The sequence below is a fragment of the Parasutterella sp. St.1A3 genome (assembly GCF_059728705.1).
Genome location: NZ_BAAGFK010000001.1, coordinates 1,683,672 through 1,701,267, shown reverse-complemented (window position 1 = coordinate 1,701,267; position 17,596 = coordinate 1,683,672). Strand labels below are relative to the sequence as shown.

Sequence of the window (17,596 nt, the reverse complement as noted above, 5' to 3'; positions counted from 1 at the left end):
TTTCTTAAATCCACTCCATAAACTCAGTGCTGCACATCGTAAAATTCCTTAGGAGATTCAGTATGAAACGCAGAAGTTTGATGCTTGGAGCGGCGGCAGGGTTCGGCGGTTTGGTTTTATCCCTGCAGGGCTTTGCTTCGAGTAGGGGGCCCGCAGGCACTCCAATCTCAGACATTACACTTCCAAATTTAACCGCGGATGCAGCTGCTCCGGTGGTTTACTATTCACCCTTGGTCAGCTCCTAGGCCATGCTTCTCCTTCTCAAAGCGATTGATCCGGCTCTCAAGGGAAAAGTCGGCATCAAGCTGACATTCGAAAACTACCGGGATCGCGAGGTCAAAATTAATCCTGACTTGATTAAGCCGCTTGTCAGTCAGGTTAAAGGCACGCTGATTGACAGCAATTATTTTGATTCGGCAAGAAACGCCGCCGCTTCACATTTAGAAACTGCTAAACAGAACGGATTTGATAAGGTCGGTCCGATCGATATCCTGGATGCTGAAGGAGAAATCACGCTTTCGGTTCACGGCGGCCTCCATCTTAAGACCTTTATTACCGGTGCTCATCTTGCCAATTACGACTCTTTGATTTCGATTGTTCGGTTCAAAGGTCATAACCTGCCGCGTTACGGCGGAACGATGAAAAATCTTTCCATATGTCTGGGGACGCCGCGCGGTGCAGCACAAATCCACAGCGGCAGCAAGGTGACCGAGTATTACTCATCTGCAGGCGAAAAGACGGCGAGCGAAGCCATGGCTGACGCCGTGAAAGCGGCTCTTGACTACAAGCCCGGAAGATGGATTTTTTTCAATATTATTGACGCGTTGGACCCGCAGAGAAGAGACAGCTGCAAGGAAGCCAAGAATATCGGCGATATCGGCATTTTAGTGAGCCTTGATCCCGTCGCCTGCGATCAGGCCGCCGTCGATATGGTGTATGGTTTTGCGCCAAGCGAAGAAGTCCGCAGGAAATGGGAGGAAGAACATTTCACCGACACGCTTTCGGCAGCTGAGAAAATCGGAGTCGGTTCTACCGCTTACCGTCTTCAGCTCGTGAAGTAGTTCTTTGTTCCTGACAGCTCTAGGTCCCATAGTTTGAGACCTTTTTCATTTATGCGAGGTTTCGGATTAAGTATTTCCCGTACTGTCGGAAAAAGTTCGGTAAAAATATCTAATCAGCCGTTAATCGGTGGCATACTCAAAAGATTACTTCAAAACAATCGACACCAAGAGAAAATGACAGACACATCGCCTAAGACTCTTTACGACAAGATTTTTGACGAACACGTTGTCCGAACCGAAGAAGACGGTACAGCAACGCTTTATATTGACCGCCATCTGGTCCACGAAGTGACCAGCGCTCAGGCCTTTGAAGGTCTGAGAATGAATGACCGCAAGCTGTGGCGCTCGAGCTCGGTGGTAGCGACGGCGGATCACAATACGCCGACGACCGGCTGGGAGCAGGGCCTGGAAGGCATTACTGACCCGGTAGCCAAACTGCAGGTGACGACTCTGGATCAAAATATTCGTAATAACGGCTGTGCCGCGTATTTTCCGTTCCTCTCGAGAGGTCAGGGCGTGATTCATGTCATGGGCCCCGAGGAAGGCGCGATTCTTCCCGGTATGACAGTCGTCTGCGGAGACTCTCACACTAGTACGCACGGCGCCTGCGCAGCTGTGGCGTTTGGCATCGGAACGAGTGAAGTAGAACACGTGATGGCAACGCAGACGCTTCTGACCAAGAAGATGAAGAATATGCGCGTGTACGTTTCCGGAAAACTTTCACCAGGCGTTTTCGCTAAAGACCTCGCTCTTTTTATCATCGGCAGAATCGGCACTGCCGGAGGTACCGGATGCGCGATCGAATTCGCGGGTCCCGCGATCGAGGCGCTCTCCATGGAAGGCCGTATGACGCTCTGCAATATGGCGATTGAAGCAGGTGCCCGCTGCGGTCTTGTCGCGGTTGATGATAAAACCGTCGAATACATGCGCGGACGCACGCTCGCGCCCGAAGGCGAACTCTTTAAACAGGCCGAAGAATACTGGCGGACACTGAAGAGCGACGAGGGCGCTCACTTTAATATTGAGGTGGAAATCGACGGAAACGCCGTTCCTCCGGTAGTCACCTGGGGCACCTCTCCGGAAATGGTCGCGCAGATTACCGACAGAACTCCGGAGCCGTCTGAGCAGCCCGACCCGGTTAAACGCGAAGGCTGGGAGCGCGCTTATGTGTACATGGGGCTTGAACCCAAACAGCCTGTGACCTCCATTGCCCCCGACCATGTCTTCATCGGCTCCTGCACTAACGGACGAATTGAAGATATTCGCGCTGCGGCTTATGTGGTGAAGAAACTGGGCAGGAAGGTTGCGCCGACCATTAAGCAGGCGCTCGTGGTTCCGGGCTCCGGCCTCGTGCGTGAGCAGGCGGAAAAAGAGGGACTGGATCAGATCTTTATTAACGCAGGCTTTGAATGGAGACGCCCGGGCTGCTCCATGTGCCTTGCGATGAACGCCGATAAACTCAATCCGGAAGATCGCTGCGCCTCAACGAGCAACAGAAACTTCGAAGGCCGTCAAGGCAACCGCAGCCGTACACACTTGTGCTCACCCGCGATGGCAGCGGCTGCAGCTATCGAAGGCCGTTTTGTCGATATCCGCAAAATTTTCTAAGGAGCTATCAGCATGAACAAATTCGTTACTTTTACCGGTATTGTCGCTCCGCTTGACCGCTCCAACGTGGATACCGACGCGATTATTCCGAAGCAGTTTTTAAAATCGATTTACAGAACCGGCTACGGCCCGAATCTGTTTGATGAATGGCGTTATCTGGATAAAGGCGAAGTCGGCAAGGACCCGTCGGAACGTACGCCGAATCCCGACTTTGTGCTGAATCAGCCCAGATACCAGGGCGCGGATATTCTGCTTGCCAGAAAAAATTTCGGCTGCGGATCTTCCCGTGAACATGCGGCTTGGGCGCTTTCTCAGTACGGATTCAAAGTCATTATTGCGCCGAGCTTTGCCGATATTTTCTACAACAACTCTTTTAAGAACGGACTGCTTCCGCTGCCGCTTCCCGAGTTTGTTGTGGATCATCTTTTCAACGAAGTGCAGGCCAATAACGGCTATCGCCTGACAGTTGATTTGGAAAAGCAGGTTGTGATTGAGCCTAACGGCACCGCCCACAGCTTTGACGTTCCTGAGTTTCGCCGCTACTGTTTGCTGAACGGTTTGGACGATATCGGCATTACGCTTCAGCACAAGGACGAAATCGCCGCTTTCGAAAGAGCGCGCCTCAAAGCCAAACCCTGGCTCGTCAAAACTATCTACTAAACAATGATCGATGCGCCGCGGATCGCGGCGCGGCTTAATAGGAAAAACAAATGAAAAAAATCGCAGTATTGGCCGGTGACGGCATCGGCCCGGAGATCATGGCACAGGCCCTGAAGGTGCTGACCGCAATGAAGCTTCCTTTCGAATATGAAGAAGCGCTTGTCGGCGGAGCGGCTTATGCGGCTTTCGGTCATCCGCTTCCCAAGGAAGTCGTGGAGCTCGCTAAGAGAAGCGACGCTGTGCTTTTCGGCGCTGTCGGCGACTTCAAATACGACACGCTGCCGCGTCACTTAAGACCCGAGCAGGCGATTTTGGGACTCAGAAAGGCGCTCGGTCTTTTTGTCAATCTTCGTCCTGCGGTTTGCTTCCCTGAGTTGACTGCAGCTTCCTCTTTGAAGCCTGAATTGGTTTCCGGTCTGGATATTCTGCTTGTCCGCGAACTGACGGGCGACGTTTACTTCGGTCAGCCCCGCGGCAAACGCATCAGCCCTGACGGCGCATTTGCCGGCGCAGAAGAAGGCTTTGATACGATGCGCTACGCCGTTCCGGAAGTGGAACGCATCGCTCACGTCGCGTTTAAAGCGGCAATGGGACGCAATAAACACCTTGTCAGCGTGGACAAGGCCAACGTGCTCGAAACCAGCCAGGTTTGGCGTGACACTATGATCCGCGTTTCTAAGGAATATCCGGAAGTCACACTCGAACATATGTACGTGGACAACGCGGCTATGCAGCTCGTGAAAGCGCCTAAGAAGATTGACGTGATGGTCACCGGCAACCTTTTTGGCGACATTCTGTCCGATGAGGCCGCGATGCTGACGGGTTCCATCGGTATGCTGGCTTCTGCGGCGCTGAATGAAAAAGGTCAGGGCCTTTTTGAACCGTCTCACGGTTCCGCTCCGGACATCGCCGGCATGAATATCGCAAATCCTTTAGCTCAAATTCTGTCAGCGGCCATGATGCTCCGTTATTCTTTAGGAATGGAGGAAGAAGCAGTGCGCATTGAGAATGCGGTTAAGACAGTACTTGCGCAAGGCTATAGAACCGGTGACATCTGGAGCGAAGGCTGCAAAAAAGTTTCCTGTTCTGAAATGGGCGACGCGGTTGTCGCGGCTTTGTAATTAACAATACCTAACGAGACAAAGGGGAAAAATAATGCTGAAACTAGGCATGGTTGGTTGGCGCGGAATGGTGGGCTCCGTTTTGATGGACCGCATGAAAGCCGAAGGTGATTTTGAATTTGTGCAGACGACTTTCTTTTCGACCAGCAACGCCGGTGGAAAAGCTCCGGAAGTCGTAAATGCCGATCCGGTTCTGAAAGACGCCGATGACCTCGACGCTTTGGCAGCGTGTGACGTTGTCATTTCGTGTCAGGGCGGCGACTGGACTAAAGCGCATTTCAAACCGCTTCGCGATAAGGGCTGGAACGGCTACTGGATTGACGCAGCCTCTACGCTTCGTATGGAAAAGGACGCCATCATTGTTCTTGATCCGGTCAACATGAGCGTGATTCAGGAAGGTCTTCGCAGCGGCGTTAAAAACTACGTCGGCGGAAACTGCACCGTGAGTCTGATGCTCATGGCGCTTGACGGTCTGATTCGCGCTGATCTGGTCGAATGGATTTCTTCCATGACTTATCAGGCTGCTTCCGGTGCCGGCGCACCCAACATGAGAGAGCTGCTTGAACAGATGGGCGCTCTTTACGGTGTGGCCGCCGAAGATCTGAAGGATCCGCGCTCCGCGATTCTTTCAATCGACCGCAAAGTGACTGAAGAACTTCGTTCTCCGGACTTCCCGGATAAAGCGTTCGGCGTTCCTCTGGCCGGTTCTCTGATTCCCTGGATCGACCGCGAGGTTGAGCACGGACAGAGCCGTGAAGAATGGAAGGGCGGCGCCGAAGCCAACAAGATTCTTGGCAAACCCGCGATCGGTGAACCGGGCTGCATGCCGGTTGACGGCCTGTGCGTACGTGTCGGCTCTATGCGCTGCCACTCTCAGGCGCTTACCATCAAACTCAAGAAAGACGTCTCCTGCGAAGAAATCGAAAGATTGCTCGCCGAAGCCAATCCTTGGGTCAAAGTTATTCCGAATCACAAGGAAGAGACCATTCATGAGCTCACTCCTGCTAAAGTATCGGGCACGCTGTCCGTTCCGATCGGCCGTATTCACAAGATGAATTTCGGTCCGGAATATGTCACCGCTTTCACGGTTGGCGATCAGCTGCTTTGGGGTGCGGCCGAACCGCTTCGCCGCATGCTCAGAATTTTGGTTGATTTCAAGGCATAAAAGGAATACATGAGAGTCGCTTTAGGACTCGAGTACGACGGCCGATATTTCGAGGGCTGGCAAACCCAGCCGTCCGGACAGACAGTCCAGGACTACCTCGAGTCGGCCGTTGTTCAATTTACGGGTGAAAAAATTAAGGCTGTCTGCGCGGGAAGAACCGATGCGAAGGTTCATGCGTGCGGACAGGTTGTTCATTTAGATACGGAAACCGACCGAAAAGAGGTTTCCTGGATTCGCGGGCTTAATTCGTATCTGCCCTCGGAAGTTGCGGTTCGCTGGGCGAAAGTTGTTCCTGAAGAGTTTCATGCGCGCTTTTCAGCTGTGAGCCGTACTTACGAGTATTGGATCGCTAACGAACCGGTTCGCTCCCCGCTCTTGGCAGGACGCGCAGGCTGGGTTTTTAGGCCGCTTGACGAAGTCAAAATGCACGAAGCAGGGCAGCTGCTTTTAGGCGAGCATGACTTCAGCAGCTTTAGAGCGGTCGGATGTCAGAGCAAGACGCCTGTCAAAACCATTGAATTTCTAAACGTTGAACGAAGAGGGCGCATGATCCGTGTCCATATCAAGGCCAACGCGTTTCTTTATCACATGGTGCGCAACATCGTCGGCTGTCTGGTTTATGTGGGACAGGGCGCAAGACCGGTTGAGTGGATGGGGGAAGTGCTTGAGGCGCGCAGCCGACAGGCAGCCGCTCCGACTTTCTATCCTTCCGGACTCTATCTTGCCGGCGTCGGCTATCCTGAAAAGTTCGGACTGCCTGCTGAGGGCAATTCTCCTTTTTAAGCGGTCAGCGCTGAGCGAAAACTTAGATTAAAATCAATCGAATTTAATTGACAAGACAACATCATGAGCTGGTTTGAAAAACTGCTCCCGCCAAAGATCAAGCGTTCGGAAGGCGAAAGCGCCAAAAAGGACATGCCGACAGGCGTCTGGACGAAATGCACAAACTGCGGGACAACGCTTTATTCTCAGGAGCTGAAAGCGAACCTGAATGTCTGCCCGACATGTAATTTCCATATGCGTGTCGGCGCACGAGACCGCATTGACATGATTCTGGATCCGGAAAACCGCGTGAAAATCGGTGAGGACGTTCGCTCGATTGATCCGCTGAATTTCACGGACAGCAAGAAGTATCCGGATCGTCTGAAGCAGGCTCAGTCTGCCACCGGAGAGACAGACGCTCTCGTGGTGGAAGCCGGTTCCATTCACTCCATTCCCGCTGTTGTCGCGGCTTTTGAGTTCAAGTTCATGGGCGGATCCATGGGTTCTGTGGTCGGAGAAAGATTTGTACAGGCGGTTCAGTACGCGATTGACAACCGCTGCGCGTTCATCTGCTTTACGGCTACCGGCGGCGCACGTATGCAGGAAGGTCTCAATTCGCTCATGCAGATGGCTAAGACGACCGGCATGATCGCAAAGCTTGCCGAGCACCGTCTGCCGTTTATTTCTGTTCTGACCGATCCGACAATGGGCGGCGTCTCCGCTAGCTTCGCGTTTATGGGCGACGTTGTTATCGCCGAGCCGAAGGCCCTGGTCGGTTTTGCCGGCCCCCGCGTTATTGAGCAGACCGTTCGCGAAAAGCTTCCCGAAGGCTTCCAGAGAGCCGAGTTCCTTCTCCAGAAGGGCGCGATTGACATGATTGTCGAACGTAAGGACCTTAAATTGGAGATTGCGAAACTCATTGCGCTTTTCCAAAAAGAATCGGCTGATTCCATCATTTAACGAGTTTCTGATAAGGACCGCTTTAGGCGGTCCTTAAGTTTTTTCTGCGGCACTAAACAATGAATTTTGATACTTTGGATCAATGGCTTTCTCACATCGAGAAGCTGCATTCTCAGACCATCGATCTCGGACTTGAGCGCATGAATGAAATGATCAAGCGCCTCGGGATTCATTTTGACTGCCCCGTCTTTACAGTGGGCGGTACAAACGGTAAAGGAAGCACCTGCGCTTTTTTAGAGTCGGCGCTTCTGGAATCGGGCTACAGCGTCGGGGTGCACACTTCTCCGCATCTGATCCGATTTAATGAGCGCGTACGCCTGAACGGCAAAGACGCCAGCGACGAAGACCTGATGCTCATGTTCTCAAAAGTAGAGCAGGCTCGAGGCGAAATGACGCTCTCTTATTTCGAATACACGCTTCTTGGCATTCTGCTCTTGTTCATGGAGAAAAAGCCGGATGCGCTGGTGCTGGAAATCGGCTTGGGCGGAAAACTTGACGCGGTCAACACGATTGAGCCCACGGTCTCGATTATCACAAGTGTCGGCATTGACCACACTGCTTACTTAGGTGAAACAAGAGACAAAATCGGCTGGGAGAAAGCGCATATATACCGTCCCGGCAAATCCGCAGTCTGCGCTGACGACGACCCTCCTGCGTCCTTAGTGAACTATGCGAGGGAAATCGGCGCGAAACTGCTCGTGCGCGGCAAAGATTTTGCTGCGATACACGTTCCGGGCAGAGACACTTGGGACTTTGTCGGCTCAAAAGGAAAACTGAAGGATCTTCCGCTTCCGACCATGCCGGGAGAGCATCAGCTCTCCAACGCGAGCGGTGCGATTGAAGCGCTGCAGTGCGTGAGCGACCGCCTTGAAGTCGGACGTGACTCGATCTGCGCGGCGCTGCTTGCGACTAAAGTCATCGGCCGCTTCTCTAAAGTGAGTACGAAGCCTGATATTTATCTCGACGTCGGCCACAATCCGCATGCGGCCAAAGAGCTCGCTAAAACGCTTCAGCAGATTCCGAGACCAAAAGCAGCTGTGTTCGGGATGCTCTCGGACAAAGACAGAAAGCAGGTCTGCGAGATCATGAAAAACACGTTTGATGTTTGGTATCTGTGTGATTTAGAAGGACCGAGAGGCGGAAAAGCGGAAGATCTTAAGGCCTTTTTGGTGGAAAGCGGCGTGCTTGCCGAGAGAATCAGGACTTTTGACAATGTGAAGACCGCATTGGAGACAGCCGTCAACGAGCGCGGCGGGACTGATAAAATAACCGTTTTCGGATCCTTCCTCACAGTTGCCTCCGCAATTGAAGACTTGAAGGTTCCCGTTGGCCGAGATTAAAGGATGTACCTGAATGCAGTTCTGGAAAAAAGATAAAGCTCCGAAGACGGAACACGTTGAGCCTGGCATGGATCAAAATGCAGCTCCTTCCACTCAACCGATTAAGTTTTCCGATGAGCCGATGTTCGGCTCTCAGTCGATTCCGCTCTCTGAGGCTCAGATTCCCGGAAAGAGAGGAGCGTCTCAGGGCGAGTTTGTAACTTACCCGGCGGTATTTGCAAAGCATCAGGATACGCAGGCAGCCGCGGCCGCTCAGCCGCAGCCTCAGCCGAATGAAGTTCCCCAGCCTGCGAGCGCGCCCGCTCAGCAGCCGAGCGAGCCTCAGCCGCAGGCGACTGAACCTGAAAAGCCGGCAGCCGAAAAGAAACCGCCGCTCTTCAGACGTAAGCCGGAACTCGATTCAAACCGCAGACAGGAAGAGGCGGACGCGGAATTTGCGAAGAAACAGAAATGGATTAAGGCAAGACGCCGCTTTGTCGGTGCTCTGGTGCTTCTTGTTACCGCTGCGATCGCGATTCCTCTGCTTTTTGATAAAGAGCCGCCGCCCGCAAATGTAACGATTCCCCTGAGAATTCCGAAAGAAAATACTGTTGAAGTCTCTAAGATCACGATTCCTTCTGCGATTACGCATGATGCGGCTGAAGCTTCCAAGGCTGAGCCTCAGCAGCCTCAGCAGAACGCGGTTCAGCCGAGCGCAAAACCTGCGGTGAAGCCTGAGCCCAAGAAGGCAGAGGTGAAACCGGCGGAAACGCCTAAGGCCGAAGTGAAAAAGCCTGAGCCGCCTAAAGCGGAAGTTAAGAAGCCTGAGGCTAAGAAACCGGAAGCTCAGAAACCTGAGCCTAAGAAGCCTGAAGCTAAACCGGAAGCGCCCAAGGCGATGCCTAAAGGACAGTTCTACATTCAGGTGGTCGCGCTCTCAAATCAGGACAAGGCCCAGCAGATTGTCAACAGCATGAAAAAGGCCGGTGTCAACGCGTTCCTCTCTCCGGTCTCAACCGCGAACGGCAAGATTTGGAGAGTTCAGTCGGGCCCTTATAAGACAAAGAACGCGGCAACGGAAGCAAGCGCTAAGTTAGGTATGGCCGGTCTCAGCGCCGGAAAGGTTCTACAGGTGAAATAAAGTGGATTTTTCTTCCCTTGGTCTTGGCGAACTCGACTGGCTGTTTGTCATCATCATTGTGATCTCGACACTCCTTGGCGTCAGCCGAGGAATGGTCAGAGAGATATTCGCTCTTGTCGGCTGGATCGCTGCATTCTTTATCTCGATCTACTATTCGGCCGCGCTTGCCGAAGTGCTTCCTTTCCAGAACCATATGGGTCTGATGGTCCGTACTTTTGTCTCGGTGATTCTGATTGTGATCGGATGCGTTTTTGTATCGGGCTTAATCGGTAAAATAATTCGTAATCTATTAGCGTCAATTTCGATCGGAGCAGAGGACCGTCTGCTCGGCTGCCTGTTTGGTTTTCTTCGCGGGGTACTGATTGTCGGTCTTTTGGTTTTCATCGGCGGCACGTCGCATTTTCTTTCGACACAGCCGTGGTGGAAAAATTCTGCTCTGGTGCCCGTAGCGGAAAAGGGGATCGTGTGGTTCTCTCCTTATATTCCTCAGAGCCTTTTGGATTGGCGTAAAGAATAATATTTTTAATCCTTTGGAGAAAAGACAATGTGTGGAATCGTGGCACTGTACGCGTCCGGTCCTGTGAACCAGCGTCTCTATGACGCACTGCTGCTGCTTCAGCATCGGGGTCAGGACGCGGCCGGTATTTGTACCGTGGAAAACCGAACTTTCCATATGCATAAAGGTATGGGACTGGTGCGGGATGTGTTCAGAACCCGAAACATGCGGGATCTGCTTGGCAACTGCGGTATCGGCCAGGTCCGTTACCCGACGCAGGGCAACGCTTCAAGCAACAAAGAGTCTCAGCCTTTCTATGTCAACGCGCCTTACGGAATCGTGCTCGCGCATAACGGTAATCTGACGAATGCGAAAGAGCTTGCCAAAGAGCTTTATGAGCTCGATCGCCGCCACATCAACACCACAAGCGACTCTGAAGTGCTTCTCAACGTGTTTGCCAATGAACTGCAGAACACGACTCAGGGCAACCACCTGACAGAAGACGCACTCTTTGGCGCGGTGGCAAGCATGCACAAACGCCTTAAAGGTTCCTACGCAGTGGTCGCCTGCATTGCCGGTCACGGCATGATCGCCTTCCGCGATCCGCACGGCATTCGTCCTCTGTGCATCGGCTCGAACATCGCCGAAGACGGTACGACCGAATACATGTTCGCAAGTGAATCCGTCGTGCTTGAAGGCAGCGAATTCACGCTGCTTGGCGACGTGGCGCCCGGCGAAGCGGTTTGGGTGGACGAGCTTGGAAAGATCCATAAGCGTCAGTGCGCGGAAAAGGCAGAACTGAATCCCTGCATTTTTGAGTACGTCTATCTCGCTCGTCCTGATTCCGTTCTCGACGGAATTCCGGTTTATGACGCGCGTCTTCGTTTAGGCGAAAACCTCGGCAAGGAAATCAAAAAGCAGATTCCTCTTGAGGATATTGATGTCGTAATGCCGATTCCCGATTCCTCCCGTCCTGCCGCGGCTCAGCTTGCTAAGGCCCTCGGTTTGGAATACCGCGAAGGTTTCATTAAGAACCGTTATGTCGGCAGAACCTTCATCATGCCCGGTCAGGCGATCCGCAAAAAGAGCGTTCGTCAGAAGCTGAACGCCATGAAGGTGGAGTTTGTCGGTAAGAACGTCCTGCTCGTTGACGACTCGATCGTTCGCGGCACCACGATTACGGAAATTGTCCGTATGGCTCGCCAGAGCGGCGCAAGAAAAGTCTTTATCGCCTCCGGCGCGCCTCCCGTCCGCTATCCGAACGTTTACGGCATTGATATGCCGACTTCTTCGGAGCTGATCGCAGGCGACAATCGTCCGACCGAAGAGATTCGTATGGAAATCGGCGCTGACGCGCTGGTCTACCAAACGCTCGAAGGGATGATTGATGCCGTCGGGCACTTTAACCCGAATATCAAGGCGTTTGACTGCTCGTGCTTTGACGGGAAATACGTTACAGGTGATGTAACACCCGAATATATCGCTGAACTCGAGCGAGAAAGACTCGAAAGCAAACAGCAGAAGAAAAAAGCGGAGTCGGAAGACTAAGTCCGAGACTGCAGAAGGAGGCTTCGGCCTCCTTTTCTTTTTAACGTTTTTATCAATACTAAAGTCCTGCTCGGCTGGCTAGAATATTTTTCAATCGGAGAATATTTTGCCAGCGATAAAAACCATAAAAACTTTTGTCCTTGCGGCGGTCTTTATGCTTGCCGCAGCAGCTGACGCATGTGCAAAACCGAGCGTGACGATCGGTCTGATCGATACGTTCGCTCCGGATTTTTATATTTATACCTACTCTCCGACGATTGATCATCTGATTAAGTCTCTGCCCGAATTTGATTTCCGAATCGTTGAAATTAATCCGGAACGCGTGGACGAAGATATCAGGAAATTTGAGCCGGGCTTTATTGTTTCTTCGGCTTCGACTTACGTGTCGCTGATGGAATCCAAGGGCGCGCATCAGGTTGCAACGCGTGAACCTAAGTCCTCGCCTGACGTCAGTCATACAGTCGCTTCCGCTTTTATTGTTCCGACGAGCAGTGAGATCAAGGAGCTTTCCGACGCCAAGGGAAAGGTGGTCGCGGTCACTTCCGCCGACAGTTTTCCCGGTTGGCTCATCGCAAAAGGGGAGCTTGCGCGCTTTGGCAATCCGGAGAAATTTTTCCGGCGCGTGGTGGAGTCCCATCACTTATATCCGGACGTGGTCGCGCTCATTCGGGCTGAAGCCGCGGAAATCGGCGTGCTCGCGGCCTGTGAATTAGAAAATCTGATTATTTCAGGCGCAGTGCGCCCGGGCGAGTTTAGAGTGCTGAATGAATCCAAGAGTCATCTCGGGTGCGCAAAAAGCACGGACTTGTACCCGGATGCGGTGTTTTCTTCGCTGCCCGGGGTTCCTTCGAGTATTTCCCGCAAAGTGGCAGTCGCGCTGCTCACGATGCCTGACGAAGGTCAGGATTTCCAGTGGACGGTCGCCAATGATTTCGTGCCGACTTATCAGCTTTTGCGCAAGCTGGAAATCGGTCCTTTTAAGCCGGTCAGCATCTGGTCTTTAGACGCGTTTCTTGCCCACTATCGCTATCCTCTGCTGATCGGTTTTCTGCTGCTTGCACTTTGGGTTTTACATAGCATCTACATCAACTGGCTGGTGAAAAAGCGAACGGCTCAGCTTCGGTATGCGCTCGTTGAAATGGAACGTTTCCATAGGGAAGCTCAGGAAAATAAGATCAAAGTAGATTCGATGGAGCGCATGAGCATTGTGTCGCAGCTCTCAAGTATGTTCGCGCATGAAATCAAGCAGCCGATCACGAATATCTCCTACTATGCCGGAAGCCTCGTCATGTTTCTGCGCAGAAAAGGCATGCTCGAGGGGCCGGCCAAGGAAATCATTGATGCGATTCAATCCGAGGTTGAGCGCTCTTCAGGCATTATCGAACACGTCCGCAGTTACGCTAAGGCGCGAAAGAAAACGGTTGAGGTGTGCGATCTGAAAGACATTGTCGACCGCGTTCTGCGCTACAGCAGAGATATAAAAATCGTCAGCACAGTTAAAAAGGGCTGTGAAATTCAGGCGGATCCGTTTGAAATTGAATTCATTGTCGTGAATTTCATCAAGAATGCGTCAGCCGCGGCTTCTGCGGTCAGGCGTCCGAAGATCCTCATCAAAGTCGAGGAGGAGCCTGAACGCTGGCGCCTTTCCGTGATTGACAACGGTCCCGAGATATCAGATGAAGATTTCTTAAAGATCGGACAGATCGGCTACAGCTCGAAAGAGGGCGGACTGGGCTGGGGTTTGGCGATTGCATCCGCAATGGCAGAGTCCAACGGTGGGCACTTGGAATTTAGAAAAGTTAAAGGCGGAGGGCTCGAAGCGGTTCTCCTGCTTTCAAAGTACAGGAAAGAATGATGCGCAGTGAACCTATTGTTAGGCTAGTGGATGATGACGCGACCGTTCTGACGGCACAGTCCATGTTTTTAAAGATGGCAGGACTCAAAGTTGTCTGCTACAGCAGCGCGGCCGAATTTTTAGAAAACGACGACAACAGGATTGACGGCTGTCTGGTGCTGGACGTTCGTATGCCGAACATGTCGGGGCTGGAGCTGCAGGACGAAATGATTCGGCGCAAAATCGATCTTCCGATTATTTTCCTATCTGCGCACGGAGACATTGAGATGGCGGTTCAGGCGGTGCATAAAGGCGCAAAAAACTTCCTCGTTAAGCCGCCCAAACTTGAAACGCTGCTTGAAGAAATTGAATCGGCGATCAAGCTCAATATTTCCAATCGTAAAGATCAGGCTTTCGGACGAGCGCTGATGCAGCAGTGGAATCAGCTGACGGAAGCCGAGAAAGAAAACGCCCAAATGGTTGCCAAGGGACTCACGAATCAGGTCATAGCCGAGGTAAGAGGAATTTCCGAGCGTACGGTCCGCTCACAGAGAGCGAGTGTTTACGACAAACTTGAAGTGGAAAACGCCGCTGAGCTGGCAGCGTTTCTGCATGATCTGGATCATTACAAGGGTCTCTTATGAAACGGCGACTGCTGCTGCAATCCGGTTTAATGTGCCTGCCGCTTTCTGCTTTGGCCAGAGGGAACCTGCCGCAGGAGTACTCTGATGTGATCGTTGTCGGCGGCGGCTCCGGCGGTCTTACGGCTGCGCTCAGCTGCAGGGAATACGGTCTGAAGGTCACGCTGCTTGAGAAAATGGCGTTTCTTGGCGGCGATACGCTGCATTCCGGCGGATACTTCAACGCGGTGACCGATGAAGCGGTAAAGCGCGGAGAAGACAGTGTGGAGCTTTTTAAGCAGCAAATTCTGAAATCGGCCGCGGGATACGCGGATGAGGATGTCGTTTCGGTCTATGCGGCAAGCTGCGGCGCCGCGCTTGAATGGCTCAAATCTCAGGGTATGAAATTTTTGCCGGTTCCGCACTTGGTTTACGGAGGCCTCTGGGGACGCTCCTACAAGCCGCTTCAGCCTTCGGGGACCGGCTATGTGCAGGTACTCTCCAACGCCTGTCTGAGAAAGGGCGTGGATATGCGCATTTCTGCCGCGGTGACCGGTCTTGTAACGGACGATGAAACGGGCAGGGTGGTTGGCGTTCGCGTGACGTACCGCGGAGAGCAGCGTCTGCTCTTTGCCAACCGCGGAGTCGTGCTTGCCTCGGGCGGTTTCGGTGCGAACCGTCAGATGCTGGCTCAGTCCTCTCCGCTCTTTGCTGAAATGGGGAGCGACAGCCATCCGGGAGCGACAGGAGAAATGATTTATATCGCTTCAAGTGTTGGCGCTCATCTGAGAAATATGGAGTTTATCGAATGCGTTCCGGGCGGTATTGAGGAAAGCTCGGAGCAGGTTCGGCTTGATTATGATCCGACCGTCGTGATGCTTGTCGATGAGAACGGCAACCGATTCGTGGAGGAAACGAGTCCGAGGTCCGAGATCTTTAGCGCTTACCGCAGCAAAAATATTCGGCGCTGTTTTACGATCGCCGATTCCGATGCGGTGGAGCGGATCGGTTTGGCTCGCAGAAAGAGTCTTTACCGCGGGCTTTACAGCGGTCGTTCATGGCGCTGCGAAACTTTGGAAGCACTAGCCGAGGCGCTGCAGGTGAACCCCGATCATCTGATAGCCTCAGCCGCGGAGCTTCAGGAACGCGGCGTACTCAACAAGCCGCCGTATTGGGCCGTGAGGGTGTTTTTTAAAATTCATACTACGCTCGGCGGCGTCGCGATCGACACAAAGGCACGTGTGCTCGGTGCGCATCGAGCGATTAGCGGTTTGTATGCCTGCGGACAGATGATCGGCAACCTTCACGGGAAAAACAGACTTGGCGGCAACGGCATTAACAGCGCCGTTTGTTTTGGAAGAATCGCCGCGGAATCGATCCTTAAGGATTCTTAAACGAATCTTTAATTTTGTTGCATTGAATTGATTCTGTCAATGGCCGTTTGCTTGTTGAGGGAAAACAGCCGCAAAAACTAAAATTTTCTCATCGCGGCCCATTTTGGGTACGCATCTCAAGGAGAAATCAATGACAAAATCCATCACCGCTTCCCGTCGTTCCTTTATGAAAGGTGCCGTAGCCGGTGCTGCAGCTGCCGCTGTCGCGCCTGCGTTTGCCGCACCCGCAGCCAACCTTCCCGCAAAATGGGACGGTGAAGCCGATGTCGTAGTTGTCGGCTTTGGCGGCGCCGGTGCGACTACCGGTATCGTTGCCGCTCAGAACGGCGCTAAAGTTATCATTCTGGAAAAGAACCCCCAGAACCATCATCTGAGCAACACCCGCATGTCCGGCGGTATCTTCCACTGCCCGTTCAAAGATGGTGATCCGAAAGCTCTGAAGGATTACGCTCAGGCGATGTTCTCCGGTGAAAACATTGACTGGAAAGAAGAAGGCGAAATCCCTGAATACTCTGAAGTTCTGGCTCAGATCTGGGCTGATCTTTCTCCCTCTAACCTGGACTTCCTCCAGTCTCTTGATCCGGCCTTTATCGGCGGCAGCCAGCCCGGTTTCAACAAGGCTTCTTTCCCCAATTTCCCCGGCGCTAAAGAGTGCAAATACAATGCCTATCGTGCGACATATACAAAGCGCATGAAGAACTTCAATCAGAAGTCGGTTGACAGTCCGAAAGAAGAAACCAGCTCCGGCGAAGCTTTCTGGCGCTGCCTGGAAGAAGGCGTCAAGAAGCAGGGCGACAAGATTCAGGTTGTTTGGGAAACTCCCGCTGTTGAACTGCTCAAGAACGCCAAAGGCGAAGTGGTCGGCGTTAAAGCCATGCATAACGGCAAACCGGTCTTCTACCGCGGCAAGAAAGCGGTCGTTCTCTGCTCCGGCGGCTACGAATACAGCAAACCGATGCGTCAGGCTTTCCTTGAAGGTCCGGGCGTTGACGGCTGGGCTTTCTACGGTACGACCTCCAACACCGGCGACGGAATCGCTATGGGTATGGCCGCTGGCGCCGGTCTGCAGAAAGCAGGCAAGTCCGCTGCCCGCGTGATCGTTCCGACTCAGGTTCGCTGCAACGGCATGCGTCTTGGCTCCATTACTCCGGCTGTGGGTTCCGCCAACTCCATCGTGGTTGACAACTACGGCAATCGTTATGAAGCTGAAACCAAGGTGACGGACAATCCGAGCCGCTACTTCTTCTACAAAGCTGCGGTTCACTTCGACATTAATTCTCTGTCCTATCCGAGAACTCCGTCCTGGATGATTTTCGATGAAAAACTGCGCGCTTCCAAACCGCTCGTCGGCCTGGGTATCTCCGTTGTCGGCTACGGTCTGGTTGACTGGGACGAAAAGAATGAAAAACCGATCGCTTCCGGTCTGATTCTCAAAGCCAACAGCATTGAGGAACTCGCCAATCTCATCAAGAACCATCCGGAAAACAAAGGCCGCATGGTCCCTGAAAATCTGACCACGACAGTCACGAAGTTCAACAAGTTCTGCGACGACAAGAAGGACGCCGACTTTGGCCGCAGACCCGCAACGCTTGGCAAGATCGAGCAGGGTCCTTTCTATGCGATGCCGCTTGTTGCCGGCGGCCCGAACACTAAGGGCGGGCTTCTTGCTGACGGCGACAGACGCGTTCTGGCCTGGGACGGCACACCGATTCCGCGCCTCTACAGCGTCGGTGAAATCGCTTCCGCACTGAAGTTCGTTTATCAGGGCGGCGGCAACCTGACAGAATGTCTGGTTTACGGCCGTCACGTCGGTAAGAATGTTGCCGGACTTCCGGACACCACTCTGTAATACGCAGCTGTAATCAAGCCTCGGGCGAATAGCCCGAGGCTCTAAACAAGGATAAAAA

Annotated in this window: 16 protein-coding genes; all 16 read left to right on the top strand. The window is 52.9% G+C overall.

What is annotated here, in order from left to right; all coding sequences use genetic code 11:
- Positions 1-62: 62 nt before the first annotated feature.
- The 16 genes from AC6I1F_RS07895 (at position 63) to AC6I1F_RS07820 (ending at position 17,538) form a co-directional block, all read left to right on the top strand.
- Positions 63-245 (top strand): hypothetical protein, encoded by a 183-nt coding sequence (locus AC6I1F_RS07895; protein ID WP_160335736.1) that lies wholly within the window; start codon positions 63-65, stop codon positions 243-245.
- Positions 246-248: 3 nt separating this feature from the next.
- The gene (locus AC6I1F_RS07890; protein ID WP_160335735.1) at positions 249-1,061 is read left to right on the top strand and encodes a DUF362 domain-containing protein; all 813 of its coding nucleotides are present in this window, start codon (positions 249-251) and stop codon (positions 1,059-1,061) included.
- Positions 1,062-1,235: 174 nt separating this feature from the next.
- On the top strand, positions 1,236-2,669 hold the full coding sequence (leuC, locus tag AC6I1F_RS07885; RefSeq protein WP_251569810.1) for a 3-isopropylmalate dehydratase large subunit: 1,434 nt from the start codon (positions 1,236-1,238) through the stop codon (positions 2,667-2,669).
- Positions 2,670-2,681: 12 nt separating this feature from the next.
- Positions 2,682-3,329: a 3-isopropylmalate dehydratase small subunit gene (gene leuD / locus AC6I1F_RS07880; RefSeq protein WP_289168677.1), complete on the top strand. Its 648-nt coding sequence runs from the start codon at positions 2,682-2,684 to the stop codon at positions 3,327-3,329.
- A 50-nt stretch (positions 3,330-3,379) separates the two neighbouring features.
- Entirely contained in the window at positions 3,380-4,450 is a 1,071-nt protein-coding gene (gene leuB, locus AC6I1F_RS07875) for a 3-isopropylmalate dehydrogenase (protein WP_289163395.1), read from the top strand.
- A 37-nt stretch (positions 4,451-4,487) separates the two neighbouring features.
- The gene (asd, locus tag AC6I1F_RS07870) at positions 4,488-5,615 is read left to right on the top strand and encodes an aspartate-semialdehyde dehydrogenase (protein ID WP_251451893.1); all 1,128 of its coding nucleotides are present in this window, start codon (positions 4,488-4,490) and stop codon (positions 5,613-5,615) included.
- Positions 5,616-5,624: 9 nt separating this feature from the next.
- Complete coding sequence (gene truA, locus AC6I1F_RS07865) at positions 5,625-6,398, top strand: tRNA pseudouridine(38-40) synthase TruA (RefSeq protein WP_251569812.1); 774 nt, start codon at positions 5,625-5,627, stop codon at positions 6,396-6,398.
- A 63-nt stretch (positions 6,399-6,461) separates the two neighbouring features.
- Entirely contained in the window at positions 6,462-7,337 is an 876-nt protein-coding gene (accD, locus tag AC6I1F_RS07860) for an acetyl-CoA carboxylase, carboxyltransferase subunit beta (RefSeq protein WP_160335730.1), read from the top strand.
- A gap of 59 nt (positions 7,338-7,396) precedes the next feature.
- Positions 7,397-8,677, top strand: a complete 1,281-nt coding sequence (gene folC / locus AC6I1F_RS07855; protein WP_160335729.1) for a bifunctional tetrahydrofolate synthase/dihydrofolate synthase — start codon at positions 7,397-7,399, stop codon at positions 8,675-8,677.
- Between the two features lie 13 nt (positions 8,678-8,690).
- Positions 8,691-9,797 (top strand): SPOR domain-containing protein, encoded by a 1,107-nt coding sequence (locus AC6I1F_RS07850; RefSeq protein ID WP_160335728.1) that lies wholly within the window; start codon positions 8,691-8,693, stop codon positions 9,795-9,797.
- Between the two features lies 1 nt (position 9,798).
- On the top strand, positions 9,799-10,314 hold the full coding sequence (locus AC6I1F_RS07845; protein ID WP_160335727.1) for a CvpA family protein: 516 nt from the start codon (positions 9,799-9,801) through the stop codon (positions 10,312-10,314).
- Between the two features lie 27 nt (positions 10,315-10,341).
- Positions 10,342-11,841: an amidophosphoribosyltransferase gene (gene purF / locus AC6I1F_RS07840; RefSeq protein WP_160335726.1), complete on the top strand. Its 1,500-nt coding sequence runs from the start codon at positions 10,342-10,344 to the stop codon at positions 11,839-11,841.
- Positions 11,842-11,947: 106 nt separating this feature from the next.
- The gene (locus tag AC6I1F_RS07835; RefSeq protein WP_497801717.1) at positions 11,948-13,696 is read left to right on the top strand and encodes a sensor histidine kinase; all 1,749 of its coding nucleotides are present in this window, start codon (positions 11,948-11,950) and stop codon (positions 13,694-13,696) included.
- Positions 13,693-14,319 (top strand): response regulator transcription factor, encoded by a 627-nt coding sequence (locus AC6I1F_RS07830; protein WP_160335724.1) that lies wholly within the window; start codon positions 13,693-13,695, stop codon positions 14,317-14,319. Before AC6I1F_RS07835 ends, AC6I1F_RS07830 begins: the two co-directional genes overlap by 4 nt.
- Positions 14,316-15,689 (top strand): FAD-dependent oxidoreductase, encoded by a 1,374-nt coding sequence (locus AC6I1F_RS07825; protein WP_160335723.1) that lies wholly within the window; start codon positions 14,316-14,318, stop codon positions 15,687-15,689. The genes AC6I1F_RS07830 and AC6I1F_RS07825 overlap by 4 nt, the downstream gene beginning before the upstream one ends.
- Positions 15,690-15,819: 130 nt before the next feature.
- A complete protein-coding gene (locus AC6I1F_RS07820) occupies positions 15,820-17,538 on the top strand; it encodes an FAD-dependent oxidoreductase (protein ID WP_160335722.1) in 1,719 nt (572 codons plus the stop codon).
- Positions 17,539-17,596 lie beyond the last annotated feature (58 nt).

Bases quoted from the DNA above. Each gene is read 5' to 3' on its own strand.
- AC6I1F_RS07895 (WP_160335736.1), top strand. From the start codon at position 63: ATGAAACGCAGAAGTTTGATGCTTGGAGCGGCGGCAGGGTTCGGCGGT.
- AC6I1F_RS07890 (WP_160335735.1), top strand. From the start codon at position 249: ATGCTTCTCCTTCTCAAAGCGATTGATCCGGCTCTCAAGGGAAAAGTC.
- leuC (WP_251569810.1), top strand. From the start codon at position 1,236: ATGACAGACACATCGCCTAAGACTCTTTACGACAAGATTTTTGACGAA.
- leuD (WP_289168677.1), top strand. From the start codon at position 2,682: ATGAACAAATTCGTTACTTTTACCGGTATTGTCGCTCCGCTTGACCGC.
- leuB (WP_289163395.1), top strand. From the start codon at position 3,380: ATGAAAAAAATCGCAGTATTGGCCGGTGACGGCATCGGCCCGGAGATC.
- truA (WP_251569812.1), top strand. From the start codon at position 5,625: ATGAGAGTCGCTTTAGGACTCGAGTACGACGGCCGATATTTCGAGGGC.
- accD (WP_160335730.1), top strand. From the start codon at position 6,462: ATGAGCTGGTTTGAAAAACTGCTCCCGCCAAAGATCAAGCGTTCGGAA.
- folC (WP_160335729.1), top strand. From the start codon at position 7,397: ATGAATTTTGATACTTTGGATCAATGGCTTTCTCACATCGAGAAGCTG.
- AC6I1F_RS07850 (WP_160335728.1), top strand. From the start codon at position 8,691: ATGCAGTTCTGGAAAAAAGATAAAGCTCCGAAGACGGAACACGTTGAG.
- purF (WP_160335726.1), top strand. From the start codon at position 10,342: ATGTGTGGAATCGTGGCACTGTACGCGTCCGGTCCTGTGAACCAGCGT.
- AC6I1F_RS07830 (WP_160335724.1), top strand. From the start codon at position 13,693: ATGATGCGCAGTGAACCTATTGTTAGGCTAGTGGATGATGACGCGACC.
- AC6I1F_RS07825 (WP_160335723.1), top strand. From the start codon at position 14,316: ATGAAACGGCGACTGCTGCTGCAATCCGGTTTAATGTGCCTGCCGCTT.
- AC6I1F_RS07820 (WP_160335722.1), top strand. From the start codon at position 15,820: ATGACAAAATCCATCACCGCTTCCCGTCGTTCCTTTATGAAAGGTGCC.